Origin of the sequence: Actinosynnema sp. NPDC050801 (assembly GCF_040673975.1) — a bacterium.
GTDB lineage: Bacteria > Actinomycetota > Actinomycetes > Mycobacteriales > Pseudonocardiaceae > Actinosynnema.
Genome location: NZ_JBFAQZ010000012.1, coordinates 1 through 21,758 on the forward strand (window position 1 = coordinate 1; position 21,758 = coordinate 21,758).

Genomic DNA, 21,758 nt, shown 5'->3' on the forward strand with positions numbered 1-21,758 from the left:
AAGATCGCGGTCATCGACCACGGCAAGGTCATCGCCCTGGGCACCGCGAACGAGTTGAAGGACCAGGTCGGCGGCGAACGACTGGAGCTCACCGTCGGTTCGTCGGCCGACACGGCCACCGCCCGCTCGGCCCTCGTGCCGGTCGCGCTCGGCGAGCCCGTGGTGGACGAGCGGGCGCGGCGGTTGACGGTCCCGGTCAGCGGTGGGGCGGAGGTGCTGGTCGAGGCGGTCCGGCTGCTCGACGCGGAGTCGGTGCACGTGCTCGACATCGGCCTGCGCCGCCCCACGCTGGACGACGTGTTCCTGACGTTGACCGGCCACGCGGCAGAGGCGGAGCAGGAGCAGGACGGTGCCGGCGCGTCAGGCGGCGCGCGGCGGCGTGGATGACCGGCCCACGTCCTGCAGGTCCACGTCCTCCGAGAACCGCCGCACCGTGCCGTCCAGCACGTTGAGCGACATGAGCGGGAACGCGAAGTCCGACGCGGCGTAGATGCCGTGCCGCTGCTGCACCGCGAACACCGCGTTGCCGAACTCCGCCATGTCCAGGCGGTTGCCCGGCCCGGCGAACTCGGCGACCACGTCGGCCATGTCCTGGAGGAACACCTCCCGGTCGACCGACGAGGTGTCCACCGCGCTCTCCAGCACGATCTCGCCGCACCGGCGGCCGTCGCCGAACACCAGCCGCATGAAGAACTCGCCGATCAGGTCGCGCACCCGGTCGGGCAGCCGCACGCAGTACCCGGCGTCGAGCACGACGACCCGTTCGTCCCGGGTCAGGTAGATGTTGCCGGGGTGCAGGTCGCAGTGCACGAATCCGTGCGTGAAGAACATCTGCCGCACCGCCGTGAGCGTCCGCCCCGCCAGCCGCACCCTCGTGTCGTGTGACAGTTCCGAGGGGGTGTTCGCGTCGAGGTCGGGCACGTACTCGAACACCAGGCAGTCCGTCGTGGACAGTTCGTGGTAGACGGACGGCACCAGGATCTCCGGCACGCCTGCCAGGCACTCGCGCAGGGTCCGTGCGTTGGCCGCCTCCTGCCGGAAGTCGAGTTGGCCGAGGATGGCCCGGCTCATGTAGCCGACCAGGTCCGCGAGCGGCATGCCGCGCAGCTTCGGCGCCTTCTGCGCGAGGCGGACCGCGCCTTGCAGCAGCGCCAGGTCGGCGCGCATCACCGCGTCGATGCCCGGCCGCTTCACCTTCACCGCGACCGGCGTGCCGTCGTGCAGCGAGCCCCGGTACACCGACGCGATGCTGCCACTGGCCAGCGGCGTGGTGTCCACTTCGGCCAACGCCTCGACGCCCGCCTCCCGGAGCACCCGGCGGGACCGGCGCGGCGACAGCGGGCGGACCCGGTCGTGCAGCCGCCCCATCTCCTCGCACAGCTCGGCGGGCATGGTGTCGCGGCGGGTGCTGGAGATCTGGCCGAACTTCACGAACGTCGGTCCGAGCGCTTGCAGCGTGCGCACCAGCAGGCGGTAGCCGTTGCGGCGCACGCCCGCCCGGCCGTCGGTGACGAGTCCGGACAGGACGATCGGCACGGCGAGCAGCGCGGCGCACACGACCGTCGCGAAGATCCGCGCGAAGCGGGCGACCAGGCGCGGCGTGGACACGCGCGGGTTGTCATCGGTCACGGGGAACCCTCCTGGACGAGGTCATCGCCGGCGGCGGTAGCGGATCACGCAGGGCGATGCGGGTTTGGTCACGCCGAGGTCGAAGTCGGGGCGCGGCGTGCGGGGCAGCGGGTCGAGGTCGTACTCCCGCAGCAGCGCGCCGAGGAGCACCTTGACCTCGTTGGTGCCGAACGCCTGCCCGGGGCAGCGGTAGAAGCCGCCGCTGAACCCGATCATCGCGTGGGGGTGGCGCTTGTCCTCGGCGCGGTCGGGCGCGAACCGGTCCGGGTCGTAGCGCTCGGGGTCGGTGAACACCTCGGGCAGCCGGTGCGAGACGCCGGGGCACAGGATCGTCTGCCAGCCGCGCGGCGCCCGGTAGCCGCCGACCTCGTAGTCCACGGTGTTGGTCCGGGCGTAGTGGCTCATGACCGGGTGCAGCCGCACGGACTCCTTGAACGCCCGGTCCAGCGGCCCCGGTCCGCGCCCGCCGCCCGCCTTCAGCTCGGCCACGACCGAGTCGCGGTGGACCGGGTGGCGCAGCAGGTCGACCAACGTCCAGGCGGCCTGGGCGGCGGTGGTGATGTACCCGGTGAAGATGGTGCACAACGCCATGCCGACCTGCGCCTCGGCACCCTCCGCGCGCAGGTCCGGGTCGTCCACCAGGGTCTGGAGGAAGTCGTCGTACCGCCCGGGGTGGCGCCGCCGTTCCGCGAGCACCGGCCTGAGCATCCCGGTGAGCAGTCGCTTCGCCCGGTCACGGCGGTGGAACTTCGGCAGCGGCAGGTTGGGCGGCAGGATGAACTCCATGCCGCGGGCGAGGTCGACCAGCAGCGGCCGGAACTCGTCCACCCGCGCGTGGATCTCCGGTCCCATGAGCGCGGCGGCGGCGATCCGCATCACCAGCGGCTCGAACGTGTCCCACAGCTCGAACTCGCCCCGGTCGCCGAGCCCGTCCAGCCACGCGTCGACCTCGGCGGACATGACGTCGGTGTAGTGCCGCAGCCGCCCGCCCTGGAACGCCGACTGCAGTAGCGACACGTGCCGCCTGCGCCGGTCGCCGTCGGTCGAGGCCATCATCACGTCGCCGAACATGGGCACCACGAACCGGTACAGCTCCGGCACCGACAGCGTCCGGTCGACCTGCTTGAAGTAGAAGTCGTGGTGCTCCGGCCCGATCAGGACCACGCCGCGGTGCGGTCCGAGCCGGATGCCGAACACCGGGCCGAATTCGCGGTACCCGCGCTGGAAAACACCGAGGTGGTCGCGCTTCCACTCAAGCAGGCTGCCGAGCAGCGGCAGGCCTTTGATCATCGGTGGGGTCGGCAGTTCCGCGAGTGTCGTCTCGGTCATGGAAACCTCCGTCGCCGGACAGCCGAACGCTATCGGCGGTGCCGGCCGGGCTTCTTCTCCGAGATTGCGGTGACAGCGCGTGCCCCGGTGGGTCAGCTGTTCTCGCGGTAGCACTCCTTGAGCAGTCGCTTGAATTCGGCGTCCACGTCGTCGGGTGACTCCAGCGCGATGCGCACGTTGCCCTTGTCGAGGCTCTTCGCCGACAGCAGTCGGCCGCCCGGCTTGCGCCCCGGAAGGTGCAGCCCGACGTCCACGCGGCTCTTGGTGGTCGCTTTCACGATGGCGAAAGTGCGTTTCGGCGAGACCAGCGAGACGTAGGTCTTGCGGGCCTGCACGACGGTGTCGCCGACCGAGTACGCCGCGTCGAGCACGGCGTCGCAAATGGGGCGCAGCTGTTCCCGATCGGCGTACTGGGCGTCGATCAGCTCGGCCGGGTCGGTGAGCATGAACTCGGGGTAGCCGTGGCGTTCGTACACCAGCAGGTCCTGTGAATAACCGCCGACGCCCTGTTCGGTCAGCCACTTGCGCAGCGCGGGTTCACCCGAGGGGTCCTCCTCGCGCACCTTCTTGTTCCACTCAGCCAAGGACGCACCGGTTTTCGCCTTCAAGCGCTCGGCGGCCTCGTCCATCATGGCTTTCCAGCCGCGGATCTCACGCTTGCCGCGTTTCGCCATGGGGTGCTCTCCTTTCGGTGATCACCACGCTAGTGACGCCGGTGACGGACGGCAACGCGGACGGCACCACTCTCACCCGGCTGCCGCTCAACCGGCCGGTTGACGGGCCGCGGGTACGACCGGGGCGCTCGCGGCCCGCCGTCGCGCGGCGGGTCGGCGCGCGGGCACGGGCAGGGCCAGCACGATCGGCGGATCGGTGGGCCGGGGCTCGCGCAGCACGATCCGGAACGGCGCCGCCCGGCCGCGCCGCACCCGCACGGTGCCCGGCGTCGAGCCGACCAGGCGGCACGAGTGCCGAGGGTCGAGGGACTCGGCGAGCGTCACGCCGGGCGTGAACTGCACGCACAGCACGTGGTGGTCGCCGTCGGGCGCGGGCGGCAACCGCACGGGGCCCGGTCCGGCGATGACGGTGCACGTCAGCGGCGTGCCCTGGGGGATGCCGTTGGTGAACGCGCCGACGAACAGGATGCCCGCGGCGGCGCTCTCGACCACTCCGTCGAGACATCCGGTCGGGGTGTCCGGCTCGGCGTGCGGCGCGTCGCCCGCGGGGTGGTCGGTCGGGCGGTCCGGGTCGGGCAGGCCGGGGACGCAGTCGACCAGCGAGCGGTCGCCGTGCCGCTGGACGACGAGCCGGAACTCGCGCGGCGACACACCGACGAGCCGGGTGAACTGGGTGGTGAACGTGCCGGAGCTCAGGTAACCCACGCTGGCGCAGATGTCGCTGACCCGCAGCCCCGAGTGGATCAGCAGCCGCTGGGCCTCGGACATGCGCAACGCGGTCAGGAAGCGCGCCGGTGTGGCCGAGGTGACCTCGCGGAACACGCGGTGGAAGTGAAAGGGGCTGAGCAGCCCGGCGTGCGCGTGATCGGTCAGCACCTGGGGGTCGCTGAGATTTTCCCGCATCCGCTGCACCGCGCGTTCGACCGCCTCGACTCGACCGTCGGCCGCATTCCGGCCGACACCGCCAGTCCGTGTTCCCACTCGCGACCTCCTCGCCAGGGCGTTCTCGGTGGCGCGTCCCGCGAAGCGTACCGCTCGGCGATCGACCCGGCCGAACCCGTACCGCAATCTCGGAGAAACTCCGTCCGGGAATCGCTTGTAGCTTTTTCCCGAGAGCAGTCCACGAATTCTTCTGCCGAGGAGGTCGTCGTGCTCGACGGTTTGGGCAGCGTGACCATTTTCGTGACCGACCAGGACCGGGCGGTCGATTTCTACACCAAGAAGCTCGGGTTGGAGCTGCGCCGGGACGATTCGTTCGGCTTCATCCGGTGGGTCGAGGTGGCGCCGGCGGGAGCGCCCACTTCCATCGTGTTGTTCCCGAAGGACAACCCGGTGTACCAGGAAGACCTGATGCGCGAGTTCACCGGCCTGCAGTTCGTCACCGCCGACATCGAGGCGACGCACGCGGAGTTGAGTTCGCGCGGTGTGACGTTCACCCAGCCGCCGATGCAGATGCCGTTCGGTCGGACGGCGGTGTTCATCGACGACGACAAGAACCAGTTCGCGCTCCTCGAAGCACCCGGTGCGAGCTGACCGCCCCGATACCGCCGGTGCGCGACCACCGGAACGAAAAGGCGGCGTGCCCTTCCGATGGAGGGCACGCCGCCTTTTTCACGGGTCGACTGCCCCGATCACACGTCCCACGTCGTGCGCAATTCGGTGACGCACCGGATCATCGGCGCGGGCAGGTGGTACTCGGCGGTGAACCCGGGCGCCAGCCGCAGCGACGGGATGCGCTCCAGCAGCACCCGCAGACCGATGCGCAACGCGGACCGGGACCACCCGGCGCCCACGCAGTAGTGGATGCCGCGGCCGTGCGCCACGTGCTTCGCGCCGCTGGTCGTGACACCGCGCCGGTCGATGTCGAACCGGTCCGGCTCGGGGAAGTGCGCGGGGTCCCGGTTGGCGGACACGTAGGACACCATCACGGTGGAACCCTTGGGGATGGCCACGCCCGCCAGCTCGGTGTCACGGGCCGCCTCGCGCGACAGCCACTGCACCGGGCCGTCCATGCGCAGGCCCTCCTCCACCGCGTGCTCGGCCAGGTCCGGCTGGGCGACCAGCCGCTCCCACAGCTCCCGCTCCTCCAGCAGCAGGGTGACCAGGTTGGCCATGGCCTCGGTGGTGTTGCCGTAGCCCGCGCCGTACAGCTCCATCAGGCCCCAGACGAGCTCGCCCATGGTGAGGCTCTCGCCGTCCTCGGTAACGGCGTGCACGAGCGAGGACAGCAGGTCGTCGCGCGGGTTCGCCCGGCGGTCCTCGAACAGGGCCTCCAGGTAGCGCTGGTACTCGACGATCTCGCGCGCGGCGGCGGCCTGGTCCTCCAGCGGGTGGCCGGGGATGAACACCTTCACCCACAGCCCGTCCCAGTACTTGATCTTGTCGTGGTCCTCCCGCGGCACGCCGATGAAGTCGAGGATCGCCCGGTTGACGTAGCGGTCGGAGAAGTCGGCGAACAGGTCGGCCTGCCCGTCGGCGAGGAAGCCGTCGACCACCTCGTCGGCCACGGCCCGCATGTTCGGCTCGGAGTCCTTGATGCGGCCGGGCGACCACGCCTGCTGGATCAGCGAGCGCAGCCGGGTGTGGCCGGGCGGGTCGGACTCGTACAGGGTCTTGGCCTTGGGGATGCCCGCCTCCAGCTCCCGCGTGACCTCGACCGGGTCCTCCGGGCCGGTCTTGTTGCCGGACGGGTACAGGTCGGGGTGTTCGAGCACGTCGACCAAGTCGCCGTAGGTGGTCACGACGAAGACCTTCGCGGCCTCGTCGCTCACCAGCCACTCGTCGGACGAGGAATCGCTGACGAAGACCGGGCACTGGCCGCGCATCCGGCGGTAGTACGAGTGCGGGTCCTTCGTCATCTCCTCGCCGAAGGGGTCGAACTGTGCGGGTTCTGACACGTCAGCGGTCATCGTGCGCCTCGTCTCGTCTTGTCGGTGGCACGCCGGCCGGCCGTCGCGAGTGGACCGACCGGCTCACGCCGCGCCCGGGCGCCCTTCGTGACCGCGACCAGCTGGTCGAGGATGTGCTCAAGCGGGGGCATGACACCCACGGCCGGGTTCAGGTCCGACAGCTGGGTGCCGATGGTCGGGTCGACGACGGTGTAGCCGAGTGAGGTCGCCGACTCGACGTTGCGGCGCACCGCGGCGCTGCGCCACATCGTCTCGTTCATGGCGGGCACCAGGACCACCGGCGCGGGGCTCGCGACGATCGCGGTGGAGATCAGGTCGTCGCAGATGCCGTGCGCGGCCTTGGCGAGCGCGTTCGCGGTCGCCGGCATCACCAGCAGCAGGTCGATGTCCGCGGTCAGGTCGAGGTGCGGGATGAGCGCGTCGTCGCTCGCCCGGTGCGTCTCGGTGTGCACCCAGCTGCCCGCGAACAGCCTCATCGTGTAGGGGGGCAGGAAGCGGCACGCGGAGCGCGACATCATCACCCGCACCTCGCGCGCCAGCGACTGGCGCATCAGCAGGACCGTCTGGGGCATGGTCAGTGCGGCGGGTGATCCCGTGACGGCGACCAGCACCCGTTCGCACAGCAGGTAGGAGTCGTCGTCCTCGCTCGGCTCGGCGCCCCTCGGCTCGGTCGCGTGCATCGGTGTCGGTGCCTTCCTCGTCGCCGGTCGGGCGGTGACGCCAGGCGCGGGGCGGGCCGGTCAGCCCGCCCCGCCCGCGATCAGCACATGATCGCGGGGATGAAACCGATCTCCTGCCACACGCGGACGTCGCTGTAGATGTCCCAGTAGCGATCGAGGATCGCCACCGAGCCGTCGTCGCGCACGCCCACGCGGGCGATGTCGACCGACTCCCACGCGATCGGCCGGCCCGACGGCCGCTTGCCCAGGTACGAACCGGTGTGCGTGCCGGTGCCGACGACGCGGGTCACCGCCCGGTCGCCCTCGACGCGCATGTCGACCACGTCCAGGCGCAGGTCGGGCAGCACGCCGATCAGGAGGTTCAGCAGGACCTTGACGCCTTCGGGGCGGTAGTTCGAGATCCGGCCCCGGTGCACCGCGTCGGCGGCCAGCAGGTCGACGGCGGCGTCCAGGTCGCGGTCGTTGACCGCTCGGATGAAGTCTTCGACCACGCCGCGGACGTCCTCGGCGGTGATCGTGTTCCGTTGCTCGACGGCCAGGACTGGGGTCATCGTGGATAACACCTTCTTCACGGATTGCGAGTGCCCGCGGCACTCGTCACGACATCTGGGCGAGGTAGGGCGCGGGCAGCGCGCCGATCTGGGTCAGCAGGTGCAGTTCGTCGAGCACGCCACGGTGCTCGATGAACTGGTCACCCACCACGCGGGCGATGTTGATCGAGAAGAAGTCGACCTTCTTCCCGGTGTTCGACACACCCAGGTAGTCACCCGAGTGCGTGCCCTCGTACCGGATCAGCGTGGCCACCCGATCGTCCTCGGCGATCATCTCGACTATCGTCCAGCGCAAATCGGGAAACGCCTGCAACGTCAACTCGTACACGAACGCGATTCCCTCCTTGGAATAATCGGAGAGGCGCGCGTGGTGCACGATGTCGGGGTGGAAGAACCCCATGATCCGATCGAGGTCGTGGGTGTTGCACGCCTCGAAGAACCTGGTTGCCACGTCCCGGGTGTGCACCGTCCGCGCTGACTCCACGCTGGTCACCTCTTCCTGCACCGCAGACTTCTTCTCACGTGCCCAATCCTGTGCCCAACAGGCCGTCCGATACTTCTCTCTGATTGCTACGCCGATATTCGATCACGCCCGGCCCGGATCGCCGGGCCCGTCCGCGTCGTGATCGTCCGCGCGCACGGCGGTGATGACCAGGTAGTTCGGCTCGCCGGTGGCGACGCAGTTGCGGCACACGGATTCCAGGAATGCGATGCCCTCTTCGCCGTACTCGCCGCCGAGATCGGCCGCGTTGTCCCGCAACGCCCGCGCGAGCTCCGCGTAGTACCGGTTCACGTGATCGGTGACGTCCACGATCTCGACGGGGTCCAAACCCGCGGCGCGGAACATCCCGACGTGCTCCGCCAGCGTGGGGAACGGGCTGTTGAGCATCGCCCGGCGGAACATCTCGTTCATCATCACGCGTTCACCGCGCAACGGCTCCCGCTGGTAGAAATCGGTGAGCACGACCCGGCCGCCGGGCCGCAGCGCCCCGGCGACCCGGTGCAGCGCGGCCTGCCGGTCGGCCAGGTGCACGAACGTCTCGATGATCAGCGCGGCGTCGAACGAACCCGGCTCGACCGGGACCTCCCGCTGCACGTCGCCGTGCACGAAGTCGACCCGGTCGGCGAGCCCGGAGGCCTCGACCCACTGTCGCGCCTGCGCCAGCAGCACCTCGCTGTGCTCGACGCCGACCACGTGGGCGCCGGTGGCGCGGGCGAGCCGGGCGGCCGGCCCGCCGAGCCCGGAACCGACGTCGAGCACCCGGTCGCCCGCCTCGGCGCCCAGCTTGCCGATGACCAGGTCGGTCAACGCGTCCGTGGCCTCGGCGATCGAGCTCGCGTCATCGGCGGAGGTCCAGTAGCCGCTGTGCGAGTTGCGGCCGGCGAGGGTGGTGATGAGCGGCCCGGACCGGTCGTAGAACGCGGTCACGTCCGCCTGCGCGGGCACGAACCGCTCCGGTTCCGGCGCGGCGACGTCGTCCCACGGCGACCCCGTCACGGGCAGGCCGAGCTGACGGGGGATCACGTCCATCTCGTACAGGCCCCAGTGGTCGGTGATCCGCCCGTCGCGGACCTTGAACGCGGCCAGGCCGGGCACCGAGAGGTGCTTGCCCGTCGGCGGTACGCCCATGTACTCGCCGGTGTGGTCGAAATGCAGTTCGATCAATTGGAACACCGTGTCGCCGTCCGCGATCATCATCTTGACCTCGATGCCGGTGCTGGTGAACCACTCGGTGCACTCGGCGAACCAGGAGAACGCGTTCTCCGCGCCCTGGTCGATCAGCCCGGACGGCAGGTGGATCTTCAAGTCCGGCGACACGTAGTCGCCCATGAGGTCGATGCGCTGGGCGTGCATGCACTTGACCTGGAATTCGCGCACCAGGTCCATGTTGCGCTCTTCGATGTAGGTGGTCGTCCGCGTCATGCTCGGTCCTTCCCCGCGCGGGTGTGACCACCGAGCCTATGAACGCGGACCGACCACCTTCTTCTTTCACATTGCTCTGTGGTACCGCCGGCTAGGCGCGCTGGAATACGAAGAACTCGTTGTCGTCTTGATCGAGGAATGCGGCGAACCACTTGCCGTACGGTTGCAGCTCGGGCTCCTTGGTGAACCGCACGCCACGGTCGCGGTAGGTCTTGTGCAACTCCTGGATGTCGTCGGTCTCGAAGGCGATGTCGGTGTAGCGCCCGACCTTCGACGCGTCACCGACCGGGAAGTCGGCGGTGGCCAGCGACAGCGTGGTGGCGGCACCCGGCGGGGCCACCTCGATCCACTTGAAGTCGCCGCCTTCCTGCAGGTCACGGACCTCGAAGCCGAGCTGCTCCGTGTAGAACCGCAGTGCCGCGTCCTGGTCGCTGACGTACACGCCGATCTGCGCAACGTTCATCCGCATGCTTCTTCGCGCTCCATTCACGCCGATGCGAGGACCTGTGACCTGTCCGAATGGTCGCCGAACAATCGTGGCGCGATTCGGTCGCCACTCGCGTACAGGATGCCACAACGGTCACAACGGCACAGTGTGAAACGCCGTCGGGAACGCAAATAGCAATCTGGAAGAACTCTCAGTCCATAAGCGTCACTAGGCTCGGCGCTCCGCAGGACGTGCGAACTCGCCGTGTTTGTTTGCGATAGGAGGACCGACATGATCTTGGTGACCGGCGCCACCGGACCGGTGGGCAGCCACGTGGTGACCCAACTCGTCGCGGCGGGCGAGCAGGTGCGGGCGCTCACGCGTGACCCCAAGAAGGCGCGGCTGCCGGAGGAGGTCGAGTTGGTGGAGGGCGACCTGGCCGACCCGGAGACCCTGAAGCCCGCGGTGGACGGTGCCGAGCGCCTGTGCGTGATCCTGCCGACGTTCGGCGCCCCGGAGACCCGGACGTACGACCGGAACCTGTTGCAGGCGGCGCGGGGCGGCAGCGTGAAGCACCTCGTGCGGCTGTCGGTGATCGCGACGCAGGACGACGGTGCCGTGGACTCGCACACCAGCTTCCACCGCGACGGCGAGCAGGCCGTGCGCGACTCGGGCATCCCGTGGACGTTCCTGCGGCCCGGCCAGTTCATGACGAACGCGCTGTCCTGGGCCGAGACGGTCAAGGCCGAGGGTTTCGTGCGGGAGCCGTTCGCGCACGTGAAGCAGGCGCCGATCGACCCCGAGGACATCGCCGCGACGGCGGTGACCGTGCTGCGGTCGTCCGGCCACGAGGGCAAGGCGTACCCGCTGTCCGGTCCGGAGGCGCTCAGCATCGAGGAGCAGGTGGCCGTGCTGGCCGGCGTCCTCGGGCGCGAGATCAAGACCATCAACGTCCCGCCGGACGTGGCGAAGGCCGAGTGGCTGAACGAGGGCTACCCGGAGGGGATGGTCACCGGGATCATGCGGCACATGGCGGACGAGAGCGGCGTCCACGGCGTGGTGCACCGGTCGGTGGAGGAGATCACCGGGAACCCCGCCACGACGTTCGAGCAGTGGGCGCGCAAGAACATCGACGCGTTCCGCTGACCCGCCTTCCGGCACCCGCTCCTCCCCGTCAACCGCGGTCGGTCGCCCGGAGTTCGGCGGCGATCAGCAGCGGCAGGGCCAGTACCAGCGGGGGATCGGTCGCGCGGCGGGCGCCCAGTGCCAGGTGGAACGGCTCCGTGTCGGCGTCCTCGCCGTCGCGCACGACCACCGGGGTTCTACCGGCGCCGACGTAGCAGCGGTCGGGCCGGTCGGCCAGCAGCGCCTCGGCGACCGTGGCCAGCGGGTGGAAGCTCATCGCCAGCGGGTGGTAGTCGCCGTCGTCGAGGCCGCCGAACTCGGCCAGCCCGGGCGCCGCCATGATCGCGCACGCGGCGGGCCGTTCCTGCGGCACGCCGGAGCGGAACAGGCCCGCCACGACCGGCGCGGCCGGTGATCCACCGGTCACCACGCCGGTCACCTGGACGTGTGCGGGCACGGCCACCACCGGTCGGATCTCCTCGACCAGGGCGGCGAACGACTGGTCCGCGAACTTCGCGAAGACCTTGCGGAACCGGCGCGGTGACACGCCGACGAGCCGGGTGAACTGCGTGGTGAACGTGCCGAGGCTGGTGTAACCGACCCGCATGCAGATCTCGGTGACGCTGAGGGAGGTGTTCGCGAGCAGCCGCTTGGCCTCCAGCATCCGCGCCGCCGCCAGGAACTGCGCCGGCGTCGCCGAGGTGAGCTCCCGGAACACCCGGTGGAAGTGGAACGGGCTGAACCGCGCCTCCCGGGCGAGCGCCCGCAGCGAGTGCCCGGCGCCGACGTTGTCGGCGATGGACCGGATCGAGCGGAGCACGGCGGCGGTCTGGTCGATGGCGGTGCGGTCGGCGCCGGCCGCGTCGTGGCGGGCGGGATGGCTCTCTCGCGCCGGGTGGCTGTCGCGCGCGTGGCCGTCCCGGGTGGAATGACCGTCGCGGGTGGAGTAGCTGCCGTGGGGGGAGTGGCCGTCCCGGGTGGGATGGTTGCGCTGGGTGGGATGGTTGGGCTGGGCGGAGTGGCTGTCGCGGCCGGAGTGGCCGTCGCGCGTGGAATGGCTTCCGTGATCGGAGTGGCCGCCGTGGGCGGAAGGGCTGTCTTGGGTGGACTGGTTGCCAGGAGCGGAGGATCCGCGCACCTCGGCTGTGCGGTCAGCCATTCCCGTTCCGGGCGATGTCGCCCGCCTTCCGGAGCGCGGCGGTCCAGGTCGCGGCGAAGCGCCGGCGCAGTTCGTGCGCGCGCCGGTCGGGCAGGCCGGTGGCGCCCCAGCCGGAGTGGCTGAACGCGAGCCGGTCGGCGTTCGCCAGGTGCTCGACGGTGACCGTGCACGACGTGGGTCGCCGCGCGCCCGGCACCTCGACCGAGAAGTTCACTCGATCAGGTTCGGCCCGCCACTCGGTGAGCCGGAACCGGCGGGGGCCCTGGTCGTCCACCACGAAGAACCAACTCGGCTCGAACCCGTCGGTCGCGACGGGCAGCCACCGGTACAGCTCGTCGCGCTCCAGCACGGGGAACGCGGCCCGCGGCAGGTCGACCGAGCCGTCGATGTCCTCCCGCCACCCGTACCGCGTGTTCTCGCCGGTCCTGAGGTAGCGCTCCAGCCGCTCGAAGAAGTCCGTCCAGCCCGCCACCATCTGGTCGACCTCGGCCGGCGTCCGGTCCGGTTCCCGGTCGACCACCTCGACCTCGGTGCCGTCGGGCAGCACGGTGACCGACCACCGGATCCGCGCGACCGGCCCCAGGCCGAGGAAGCTCCACTCGAAGTCGAGCCTGCGCCGGTCCACGATCTCGACCGCCGTGGCGGTGAAGAAGTCGCCGTCGCCGAAGTCGACGCGGTTCTCCCGACCGACCTGCCACGGCCGTTCGAGCTCGCCGAACCACCTGGTGACCTCCAGTGGATCGACGAGGGCGCGCCAGGTCGCTTCGACCGACCGCTCGACCCTCGTCCGCACCCGGACTGCGGACTCGCTCACAACGCCCTCCCCAAAAAATGTCACAACATATTTATTAAGTAATCTACGCCGAAAGTGCGGACTTCGTCAGGTCGGGGAGCCCGAACCACACAATCGGCACATCGCACCCGCCGGACACCACCGAACGCGACCGGCCCGGCCGACAGCGGTGGTCGGCCGGGCGGGCGACTCGGTCGCCAGAGGACGCTGCTCCGGGCGCGGGCTCAGGGGCGCAAGGCGAACAGCGAGTTCTGCGGGCTCTGCACGGGCACCTCGACCACCGAGCGGAACCCCGCCTCCGCCGCGAGTTCCGCGAGTCTCGGGTAGGGCAGGCCCAGCGTGCCCAGCGCCGGGCCACCGTCGGCCAAGGCGGTCGGCACGCAGTACAGCGTGCTGGTCGCGGCCAGGATCGTCCCGAGTGGACCGGCGTTGTCCCGGGGATCCGCGGCGGCACGGCTCTCCAGCACCAGCAGCACACCGCCCGAGGGCGCCAACGCCTCGTGCGCGGCCCGCAGCAGCGCCGCCGGGTCCGGCGCGTCGTGCAGCACGTCGAACATCGTCACCAGGTCGAGCGGTCCGGACAGCCCGGTCGTCGCGTCGACGTTCTCGAACCGCACGCGCTCGCCGACACCGGCCTGCTCCGCGGCCTGCGCCGCCCGCTTCACGTTGGGCGCGTGCAGGTCGAAGCCGACGAACCGCGCGTGCTCGAACCTCCGCGCCAACGCGATCAACGCCCGACCGCCGCCACTGCCGACGTCGGCCGCCGCACCACCCCGGTCGAGCCGGGCCACCACGCCGTCCACGGCGGGCAGCCAGGAGTCGACCAGCTGACCGTCCAACCAGGTCGCGCTCATCCGTTCCATGGCGGCGGCCAACGAGTCCGGGTACCGCTCGTGCGCGATGCCCTCGCCCGTGCGGAACGCCTCCGCGACGTCCTCGACCATCCGGGCCATCGGCGTGAGCAGCTCGTACCCCGCGCCGAGGTGGAACGGCGAGTTCTCGAACGCCAGCACCGCGGCGTGCGCGGCCGGCAGCCGGAACCGGCCGTCCGCGTCGTCGACCTCCAGGTAACCCGCGTTCGCCATGCCCCAGGACCACTCGCGCACGTACCGCTCGGACAGCTCGGTGCGCGCCGCGAGCTCGCCGGCCGTCGCCGGGCCGCCGGCCAGGGCGCCGAACAACCCCAGCCGCACGCCCAGCGCGCCGAGCAGTCCGGTCATCGCGCCGCCGAGGTCGTCCATCACCCGACCGGCGAACCCGGCCGCCGCGGCGAAGTCGAAGGCAGGCTCGGCGTGCTGCTCGGCCTGCCCGCCGCCGACGGACCAGCCGTGCGGCCCGACCGGGCCCTGCTTCGGCCCGCACAGCATCTGCGCCCGTCCGGCCGCGTTGATCCAGAAGTTGGTGAGCAGCCTGCGCTCGGTCACCGGGTCGGCCAGGTCCAGCCGTTCCCAGTCGAAGTGGAAGACCTGGAGCAGGCTCTGGCCGAGACCTGCGGGCTCGATCCAGATCCGGCCGCCCAACGCCCGCTCCCACGACGGGCGGCGCAGTTCGAACTCCAGGTGCGGCAGGTAGGAGGGGAACTCCTGGCCGCTGTCGACCACCCTGGTGACGCGCATCCGCACCGTGCCGCTGGCGTCGCCCATCACCAGCGTCAGCTCGTCGTCCGGCGCGAACGACCCGGCGGAACGCTGCAGCCAGTGCTTCACCGCGCCCGGGCTGGTCAGCAGCTCCCAGGCCTCGAACGGCATCATCGGCAGCGGGATCTGCAGGTACGGGCCCATCCGCCGCCACGGCCACCGGGTGTTCGAGCCGGTGCGCAGGTAGGTCGCGAGCTGGTCGAGGATGCCCGGCCACCCCATGCCGTTCCACGACCGCCAGTCCGACGGCGGGTTGGTCGCCTGCTCGGTGACCGTGACCGCGGTGCCGTCCGCGCCGGGGACGACGGTCCACGTGACAGCGGTCGCCGGACCGATCCCGTTCCAGCGCCACAGGTGGTCCAGCACGCCCGGTTGCAGGCCGATCGGTGGCGTGCTGCGGCTGGTGGAGCAGTAGAAGAACTCGCCGTCCTCGAAGTCCAAGGTGGACTCGCCGCCGCGAGCGGCCCAGGAGCCGCGCGCGACCGCCAACCACTCCCGGAGGTGGTCTGGATCGGTCAACGCGGCCCACACCCGGTCGGCGGGCTCGGGGATCGTCACCGTGCTCACGAGGCGTTCCCACCGGTCCTGCACCATCGGGAAGGCGGAGCCGCCGAGCGGCGTGAACGCCGCCGCACGGGCGGTGAGGTCGAAGGAGGGAGGAGCTGGCACACCGGCGAACGCTCCGCCGGCGGGTACCTGGCCGGTCGTCGTCATGGTCCGAGACTGGCACGGGTGGCCGGCGGTAACTTCTCGAAGCTTGCGATGTCGACGGCGGCCGGTCAGCGTGGCGGCGCGAACAACGCGCGCAGTTGCCGCAACTGCACCGCCGTCGGCATCGCCGCGATCATGAACTCGCGCGCCCGGCACGCGATCGGGTTGCGCCACGCGCCCATTCGCGCGAGCGCGCGTGCCTGTGCCGTCGCGGCGTCCGCACGGTCCCGCCTACCGTCCTCATAGGACTTGAGCGCGGCCGTCAGGTCGGTGCCCGCCATCACCCGGTCGGCCAGCACCGCCGCGTCCTCGAACGCCTGAGACGTGCCCTGGCCCATGTTGGGCAGGCTGGGGTGCGCGGCGTCGCCGACGAGCACGATCCGGCCGCGGCTCCACGCGGGCAGCGGCTTCGCGTCGCGCACGTCGGTGACCACGATCCGGTCGGTGGGCGTGGCGGTGAACAGCTGCGGTATCGGGTCGTGCCAGCCTGCCAGGTGCCCTGGCGGCCGGGGGCCGCCGTCCGGCGCCGAGGCGAACCAGTACACGCGGTCGCCGGGCAGCCGCCAGACGCCGACGGCGGAGTCGCCGCCCATCGTGAGCAGGCCCGCGCAGGGCGGCAACCGGTGGTCTACGACCGCTCGCCACACCCTGAACCCGCCGCGGCGCGCCGAGTCCAATCCGGACGCCGCGCGCACCACCGACCCGACGCCGTCCGCCGCCACCACCAGGTCGACGGTGACGGTTCTGCCGTCGCGGAACGTGGCCGTCGCTCGTTCTCCGTCGGTGTGCGCGCCGACGCAGTCCCACCCGAAGTCGACCGTGTCCGGCGGCAGCAGATCGTGCAGCGCGCGGACGAGTTCCGCGCGGTGCACGGCGATGCCGTTGCCGCCGACGGAGTCCATCGCGTCGGAGGTGACGACCTGCAACGCCCGCCCGCTTGCGGCGTGGATCGCGATGCCGTCGGCGGCCAGGCCGCGCGAGCGCACCGCGTCACCGGCGCGGAATCGGTCCAGAGCGGCCAACCCGTTGGGCCACAACGTCAACCCCGTGCCCTCGGCGGTGAGCCCGGGGGAGCGCTCGTAGCAGCGGACCGTCGCGCCCGCGCGGAGCAGGGCCAGGGCGGTCGCGAGCCCGGCCGGTCCCGCGCCGATCACCGCGACGCGCACGTCAGGCCAGGATCGCGGTGAGCAGCCCGTCGTCCACGAGGCCGAGCTGGTTGAGGAAGTGCAGCTCGTCCATGACGTTGCGGTGCTCGACGATCCGGCCGTCCACGATGCGCAGCTCGCCCATCACCTGGACGCGCACCTGCTTGCCGGTGGCCGGGATGCCCTGGAAGCCCTCCTTGTGCGTGCAGGTCGCCGTCATCCGGGCGAACAGCAGCTCACCGTCGGCGGCGAGGTCCTCGATGTGGAACCGGAGGTCCGGGAACGCCTTGCGGAAGCCGCCCATCAACCGGGCCACGTCGTCGCGGCCGTAGTCGCCGAACCGCCCGTGGTGCACCATGTCCGGCGACCACACCGAGAGCACGGCCTGGAAGTCACCGCTGTTCATGGATTCCACGAACCGCCGGAACAACTCCTTGTTCGTCGCCTCCACGCCGGCCGCCTCAGCCATGGCACACCCCGTCTCGTCCGTGACCTTCGTCCCCTTCGGATGCTAGGGCCGTTCCGCCACAACACTCTTCTCGCGTCTTGCTACTTTCACGTTGCCCACTTATAGATACAAGTTCATATAGCTACGCTTCGTGATCATGGCAGCTCCCTCGTCGGTCGCGCAACTCCACGTCGATGCGGTGACGAGGGTGGTCCGCCACATCCGTGCGGAACCGGGCGCGCCGCACCCGCTGGCCGAGCTGGCCGCGGTGGCGATGCTCAGCCCCTCGCACTTCCGCCGCACCTTCTGGGAGGTCACGGCCACCACGCCGGCGCAGTTCCTGACCGCCGTCCGGATGGCCGTGGCCAAGCGGCTGCTCACCGAGACCGACCTGTCGGTGACGGCCATCCGCGACCGCGTCGGCTACACCAGCCTCGGCACGTTCACCACCCGGTTCAGCCGGCTGGTCGGGGTGTCGCCGAGCGCCTACCGGCGTGCGGTGGCGCAGGTGGGCGGTCGGCGGATCAGCAGCCTGCTGGACGTGTCGCGGGTCGCGCCGTTCCCGCGCGCGGCCGTGCGCGGTGTCGTGCTCGGCGGCCCGTCCCACCCCGCCGTGCTGGTCACGGGCCTGTTCCCGGCGGGCATCCCGTCCGGCAGGCCGGTCGGGTGCACGGTGCTGCCGCTCACCGAGCCGGACGGCCGCCGGGTCGGCATCGCCGTCCAGGAGGACGGCGAGTACCAGGCGTTCGCGGTGTGCCTGGCCGAGCGGACCACGATCACGCGTGCGCTGTGCGCGGACCCTCAGGAGCACGTCGGCTCGGCGGAGGCGTCGGTGGTCGTGCGCGGCGGACGGGCGGAGGAACCGTTCGAGGTCCGCCTGCACCGCGCCCGCCCGTACGACCCGCCGGTGATCCCCGCGGTCCCGCTGCTGCTGGCGCTCGGTCGTACCTAGGGCACGCGGCCCTCGGTCGGGCCAGGTGCCGTTACCCCTCGGTCCGACCCGGTGCGGTGGCTCTCGGTCACCCGGGGGTGTGGGCACTCGTCCCGATCCGGGGCGCGCGGATGCGGTGCGAGGTCGGTGTGTCCCGCCGACCCCTCACCGCGTCCGCCTGCCGACCGGCTCGTCGACTACATCGCTTCCTTGGCCAGGTAGCCGCCCATCCGGAACCGGAGGCTGGTCACGTACGCGACCGGCGAACCGTGCAGGTCGCGCTCGTCGTGCAGCGGCAGCATGCGGTAGATCTGGCCCTTGCCGGGCGAACCCGCCGGCGGGATCTGCCGCACGTCGTCGATCGTCAGGATGATCGGCTCCTTGTTCACCAGCCGCATCCCGAGCTTGGGCATGTCGAAGATCGCGCCGACGGCCATCCGGCACGCCTTGGCCGACGGGCCCTCGCCCGCGTACGGGTCGAACGGCGTGCGGATCTGCCCGGTGGACAGGGCGTCCGGGTTGAGCGTGACGGTGATCTCGCCGAGCTCCTCGCTCTGCCCGACCATCTTCATCTCGATGAGGTTGGTGTAGACCTCGGCGTTGGCCCACTCCTTCGACGTCGGCTCCGACCGCACGACGCGGACGTAGCCGTCGAACTCGACGGTGTACTCCCCGACGCCCGGCACGGCGAACGTGTCGACCGAGGTGATGCCGAGGTTGTCGATGCCCCGCTCGGGCGGGGTCCACGGCACGACGTTCGTGCCCTCGTACAGGTTGGGCACGCCGTCTGTGGTGACCGGGCGACCGTAGACCACGGTCGGTTGCTGCGCGGACGTTGTCATCATCTTCCCCTTTCCGTGCTCGTCACTCGTCACACGAGTTGGGTCGTGTGGTCGCAGCAGGTCAGACCGGGCTGGTCGGCGACGCCGTCCTGGTCGGAGTCGATCTCGCCGTCCACGGTGGAGTAGACGTCGCGGGAGTTCATGTCGATGACGCCGTCGCCGTCCCAGTCGTTCAGCTTGCCCTTGAACGTGCCGAGGATGAACGCGTTGGTCATCGGGCCGACCTCCGGGTCGTGCAGCGTGGACAGCACGCCGTTGCCCGGGGTCAGCACGTCCTCCAGCGACCTGCCCGCGATGCGCTTCAGGTCGACGTAACCCCAACCCTGGAACCGGCCGCGCACGTAGCGGATCGCGGCCTCCTCGCGGATCTGGAACTTCGGGTCGAGGTGCCAGGTGCCGTAGCGGGCGAACCCGATGTTGGCCTGGCGGATGCCCGCGCTCGGGTCGTCGGCGCGGCCGGACTTGAAGAACGTCCGGGGCACCAGCGACTCGAAGAAGAAGTTGCCGCGGTCGCGACGGGTGCGGTCGGTGAAGCCGCGGAACAGGTAGTTGTCGCAGTGCGGCGAACCGTCCTTGTGCAACCCGGAGATCGTCTTGGCGATCACCAGCTGCTTCTCGCGGGTGGACACGTTGGGGCAGGCGTGCGCCTGGCCGTAGATCCGCGCCAGGCCCTGCGGCGCCAGCGAGATCTTGCCCCAGTGGGTGTTGGTGTCGTCCAGCCGCACGTACAGGTCGCAGTGGATGAGCAGGTGGATCGTCTCGTCGAAGGTCCGGCCGGGCGTGAACTTGCCCGAGCGCCCGTCGAACGAGGGGTCGCCGCTCTGCAGCTCGCTGCCGAACAGCTTCGCCCACTCGGCGATCTCCGGGTCGGCGTCGGTCCGGAACTTGCGCAGCGACGCGACGGCCGTGGGCCCGCCGAGCTTCTCGATCGCCCACAGGGCGTCCCACCGGACTTCGCGGTCGTCGTCGTTCAGCGCGGCCTGCTCCAGCAGTTCGATCGCGTCACCGTGGTCGCGGTCGGCGTACTCGTACAGGGCCTGCTCGCGCATGGCCGGGTCCGGGTGGTTGAGCGCCTGCTCGCGCAGCTCGTCGTTGGTGCGGTTGTCCAGTCGGATCGCGACCCGGTCGAGCGCGTAGCCGAAGTCGCTGGCCCAGGCGGCCGGGTCGCCCGCGACGAACCGCGGGTCGACGTTGCTCAACGTGGTGCGGTAGGCGAAGTTCAGCGCGTCGCGCTGTTCGGTGCCCAGGTCGTCGAGCAGCACGGCGTCCTCGGGCACCGCCTTGCTCCAAGCGCCGGGATCGCGCTCCGCCAAGGAGGCGGGGGACTTGTTGCACAGGTCGATAGCCATTGCGGCATCCCTCCGGGTCAGGTGGGTTGTACCGTCAACACGCTATAGAACCTAAAAGTGAAATAGTTCTTCGATGTGCTCATTCTTCGCTTCACTCGATCGGCGGTGGCCCGGTTGTCGAGGTCGGCAGCAGGATCGGGGTCTACATGCGACTTGCGCTTCACATAGCGTTCTGCCCCAAGGGGGACAGCGTGACGATCAGTCAGGCCACACCCGACGTCCGGTGGTACCACCTCGCCCTGCGGTCCGCCCAGTGGGCGGGCGCGGTGTCCTGGCACGCGGCGGCGGGACTGGTGGAGTGGACCGGCGAGCGGTTGCCGGGCCGACGGCGCGACGGCGGGCGTGACGGCGCGGTGGTGGCACGTCGCGTGGGCCGGCTGTTGACCGCGCTCGGGCCGACCTTCGTCAAGGGCGGCCAGTTGCTCAGCACCCGCAAGGACGTGCTGCCGCCGTCCTGGTGCGACCGCCTGGGACGGCTGCACGACCACGTCCGCCCGATGACCGGGGCGCAGGCCGCCGACGCGCTCGCGCGTGCGTACCCCGACCGGTGGCCGTTCACGCGGTTCGACCGGACGCCGTGCGCCGGCGGCAGCATCGCGTGCGTGTACCGGGCCGAGCTGGAGGACGGGCGCGAGGTCGCGGTCAAGCTGCGGCGGCCGGGCATCGCCCGGCGGATGCACGCCGACTTCGCGTTGCTCAGCCTGGGCGCGGGGGTGCTCGAGCGGTTGCCGTGGCTGCGCGAGGTGCCGGCGCGGCGGATGGTCGACCAGGTCGGGTTCGCGGTGCGCCGCCAGCTCGACCTGGTCCAGGAGGCCGACGCGCTGGCCGCCCTGCGCCGCAACCTCGACGGGAACCGGTACTTCGTCATACCCCGGCCGATCCCGGAGGCGAGCGGTGACGGTGCGCTGGTCATGGAGTTCATCGAGGGGCTGACCCGGTTCGGGCCGCACGACTTCACCAAGGAGGAGCGCCGCGAGATCGTCCGGCGGGTGCTCCACGGCGTCTACCGGATGTTGTTCGTGGACGGTCAGGTGCACTGCGACATGCACCCCGGCAACCTGTACCTGACCCGCGCGGGTGACGTGGTGCTGTTGGACGCCGGGTTCGTGGTGCGGTTGGGGCCGGACGTGCGGCAGCTGTTCGCGGAGTTCTTCCTGGCCATGGCCCTGGGGCGGGCGGAGGAGTGCGCCGAGGTGGTGCTGCGCAGTGCCGAGCACGTGCCGCCGGGCAGCGACGTCGAGGGCTTCCGGCGCGCGGTCGTCGACCTGGTCGCCACCGCGCACGGGCAGACCGCGGGCCGGTTCCGCCTCGCGCCGTTCGCCACCCGCCTGTTCGACGCGCAGCGGCGGTCGGGGATCTCGGCGGCGCCGGAGTTCGTGTTCCCGTTGGTGTCGCTGTTGGTGCTGGAAGGGATGATCGACGAGTTCGACGTCGACGTGGACTTCCAGGCGGAGGCCATCCCGACGCTGTTGACCGTGCTGCGGGGGTAGGCGGT

Annotated in this window: 21 protein-coding genes and 1 pseudogene; 5 read left to right on the forward strand and 17 right to left on the reverse strand. The window is 70.8% G+C overall.

What is annotated here, in order from left to right; genetic code table 11:
• Window positions 1-387, forward strand: a pseudogene (locus tag AB0K14_RS25215) (daunorubicin/doxorubicin resistance ABC transporter ATP-binding protein DrrA); the annotation flags it as partial.
• On the opposite strand, the gene AB0K14_RS25220 reads toward AB0K14_RS25215, so the two are convergent.
• The 4 genes from AB0K14_RS25220 to AB0K14_RS25235 form a co-directional block, all read right to left on the reverse strand.
• Window positions 361-1,629 carry an AarF/UbiB family protein gene (locus tag AB0K14_RS25220; RefSeq protein WP_360455919.1) on the reverse strand — a complete coding sequence of 423 codons (1,269 nt, stop codon included), beginning with the start codon at window positions 1,627-1,629 and terminating at the stop codon, window positions 361-363. The pseudogene AB0K14_RS25215 and the gene AB0K14_RS25220 overlap by 27 nt on opposite strands.
• Window positions 1,630-1,650: 21 nt before the next feature.
• The gene (locus AB0K14_RS25225) at window positions 1,651-2,958 is read right to left on the reverse strand and encodes a cytochrome P450 (protein WP_360455922.1); all 1,308 of its coding nucleotides are present in this window, start codon (window positions 2,956-2,958) and stop codon (window positions 1,651-1,653) included.
• 92 nt (window positions 2,959-3,050) lie between these two features.
• A complete protein-coding gene (locus AB0K14_RS25230; RefSeq protein ID WP_360455925.1) occupies window positions 3,051-3,632 on the reverse strand; it encodes a DUF5655 domain-containing protein in 582 nt (193 codons plus the stop codon).
• Between the two features lie 87 nt (window positions 3,633-3,719).
• A complete protein-coding gene (locus AB0K14_RS25235) occupies window positions 3,720-4,508 on the reverse strand; it encodes a helix-turn-helix transcriptional regulator (RefSeq protein WP_360455928.1) in 789 nt (262 codons plus the stop codon).
• On the opposite strand from AB0K14_RS25235, the gene AB0K14_RS25240 reads away from it, so the two are divergent.
• Window positions 4,488-5,165 (forward strand): VOC family protein, encoded by a 678-nt coding sequence (locus tag AB0K14_RS25240; protein ID WP_360455931.1) that lies wholly within the window; start codon window positions 4,488-4,490, stop codon window positions 5,163-5,165. The genes AB0K14_RS25235 and AB0K14_RS25240 overlap by 21 nt on opposite strands.
• A gap of 98 nt (window positions 5,166-5,263) precedes the next feature.
• Here AB0K14_RS25240 and AB0K14_RS25245 read toward each other — a convergent pair whose 3' ends face one another.
• The 6 genes from AB0K14_RS25245 to AB0K14_RS25270 all read right to left on the reverse strand — a co-directional run bounded on the left by AB0K14_RS25245 (window position 5,264) and on the right by AB0K14_RS25270 (window position 10,165).
• The gene (locus AB0K14_RS25245) at window positions 5,264-6,529 is read right to left on the reverse strand and encodes a cytochrome P450 (protein ID WP_360455934.1); all 1,266 of its coding nucleotides are present in this window, start codon (window positions 6,527-6,529) and stop codon (window positions 5,264-5,266) included.
• A gap of 8 nt (window positions 6,530-6,537) precedes the next feature.
• A complete protein-coding gene (locus tag AB0K14_RS25250) occupies window positions 6,538-7,221 on the reverse strand; it encodes a flavoprotein (protein WP_360455937.1) in 684 nt (227 codons plus the stop codon).
• Between the two features lie 80 nt (window positions 7,222-7,301).
• Window positions 7,302-7,772, reverse strand: a complete 471-nt coding sequence (locus AB0K14_RS25255) for an ester cyclase (RefSeq protein WP_360455940.1) — start codon at window positions 7,770-7,772, stop codon at window positions 7,302-7,304.
• A 46-nt stretch (window positions 7,773-7,818) separates the two neighbouring features.
• Window positions 7,819-8,256, reverse strand: a complete 438-nt coding sequence (locus AB0K14_RS25260; protein ID WP_360455943.1) for an ester cyclase — start codon at window positions 8,254-8,256, stop codon at window positions 7,819-7,821.
• 102 nt (window positions 8,257-8,358) lie between these two features.
• Complete coding sequence (locus AB0K14_RS25265) at window positions 8,359-9,696, reverse strand: methyltransferase domain-containing protein (RefSeq protein WP_360455946.1); 1,338 nt, start codon at window positions 9,694-9,696, stop codon at window positions 8,359-8,361.
• A 91-nt stretch (window positions 9,697-9,787) separates the two neighbouring features.
• Window positions 9,788-10,165 (reverse strand): VOC family protein, encoded by a 378-nt coding sequence (locus tag AB0K14_RS25270; RefSeq protein ID WP_360455949.1) that lies wholly within the window; start codon window positions 10,163-10,165, stop codon window positions 9,788-9,790.
• 249 nt (window positions 10,166-10,414) lie between these two features.
• On the opposite strand from AB0K14_RS25270, the gene AB0K14_RS25275 reads away from it, so the two are divergent.
• Complete coding sequence (locus AB0K14_RS25275) at window positions 10,415-11,269, forward strand: NAD(P)H-binding protein (protein WP_360455952.1); 855 nt, start codon at window positions 10,415-10,417, stop codon at window positions 11,267-11,269.
• A gap of 28 nt (window positions 11,270-11,297) precedes the next feature.
• Here the strand turns inward: AB0K14_RS25275 and AB0K14_RS25280 are convergent, their stop codons facing one another.
• The 5 genes from AB0K14_RS25280 to AB0K14_RS25300 all read right to left on the reverse strand — a co-directional run bounded on the left by AB0K14_RS25280 (window position 11,298) and on the right by AB0K14_RS25300 (window position 17,162).
• Entirely contained in the window at window positions 11,298-12,407 is a 1,110-nt protein-coding gene (locus AB0K14_RS25280; RefSeq protein ID WP_360455955.1) for a helix-turn-helix transcriptional regulator, read from the reverse strand.
• Window positions 12,400-13,221 (reverse strand): SRPBCC domain-containing protein, encoded by an 822-nt coding sequence (locus AB0K14_RS25285; protein ID WP_360455958.1) that lies wholly within the window; start codon window positions 13,219-13,221, stop codon window positions 12,400-12,402. The genes AB0K14_RS25280 and AB0K14_RS25285 overlap by 8 nt, the downstream gene beginning before the upstream one ends.
• A 203-nt stretch (window positions 13,222-13,424) precedes the next feature.
• Window positions 13,425-15,551 (reverse strand): methyltransferase, encoded by a 2,127-nt coding sequence (locus tag AB0K14_RS25290; protein ID WP_360455961.1) that lies wholly within the window; start codon window positions 15,549-15,551, stop codon window positions 13,425-13,427.
• A gap of 65 nt (window positions 15,552-15,616) precedes the next feature.
• Window positions 15,617-16,714, reverse strand: coding sequence for an FAD-dependent monooxygenase (locus tag AB0K14_RS25295; protein WP_360455964.1), 1,098 nt, complete (start codon window positions 16,712-16,714; stop codon window positions 15,617-15,619).
• Between the two features lies 1 nt (window position 16,715).
• A complete protein-coding gene (locus AB0K14_RS25300; protein ID WP_360455966.1) occupies window positions 16,716-17,162 on the reverse strand; it encodes an ester cyclase in 447 nt (148 codons plus the stop codon).
• Between the two features lie 136 nt (window positions 17,163-17,298).
• On the opposite strand from AB0K14_RS25300, the gene AB0K14_RS25305 reads away from it, so the two are divergent.
• Window positions 17,299-18,093, forward strand: coding sequence for an AraC family transcriptional regulator (locus AB0K14_RS25305; protein WP_360455969.1), 795 nt, complete (start codon window positions 17,299-17,301; stop codon window positions 18,091-18,093).
• Window positions 18,094-18,269: 176 nt separating this feature from the next.
• Here AB0K14_RS25305 and AB0K14_RS25310 read toward each other — a convergent pair whose 3' ends face one another.
• Entirely contained in the window at window positions 18,270-18,917 is a 648-nt protein-coding gene (locus AB0K14_RS25310) for a DUF6073 family protein (RefSeq protein ID WP_360455972.1), read from the reverse strand.
• A 26-nt stretch (window positions 18,918-18,943) separates the two neighbouring features.
• A complete protein-coding gene (locus AB0K14_RS25315) occupies window positions 18,944-20,263 on the reverse strand; it encodes a HEAT repeat domain-containing protein (RefSeq protein ID WP_360455975.1) in 1,320 nt (439 codons plus the stop codon).
• A gap of 191 nt (window positions 20,264-20,454) precedes the next feature.
• Between AB0K14_RS25315 and AB0K14_RS25320 the strand changes: the two genes are divergently transcribed.
• Window positions 20,455-21,753, forward strand: coding sequence for an AarF/UbiB family protein (locus AB0K14_RS25320; RefSeq protein ID WP_360455978.1), 1,299 nt, complete (start codon window positions 20,455-20,457; stop codon window positions 21,751-21,753).
• Window positions 21,754-21,758: the final 5 nt, after the last annotated feature.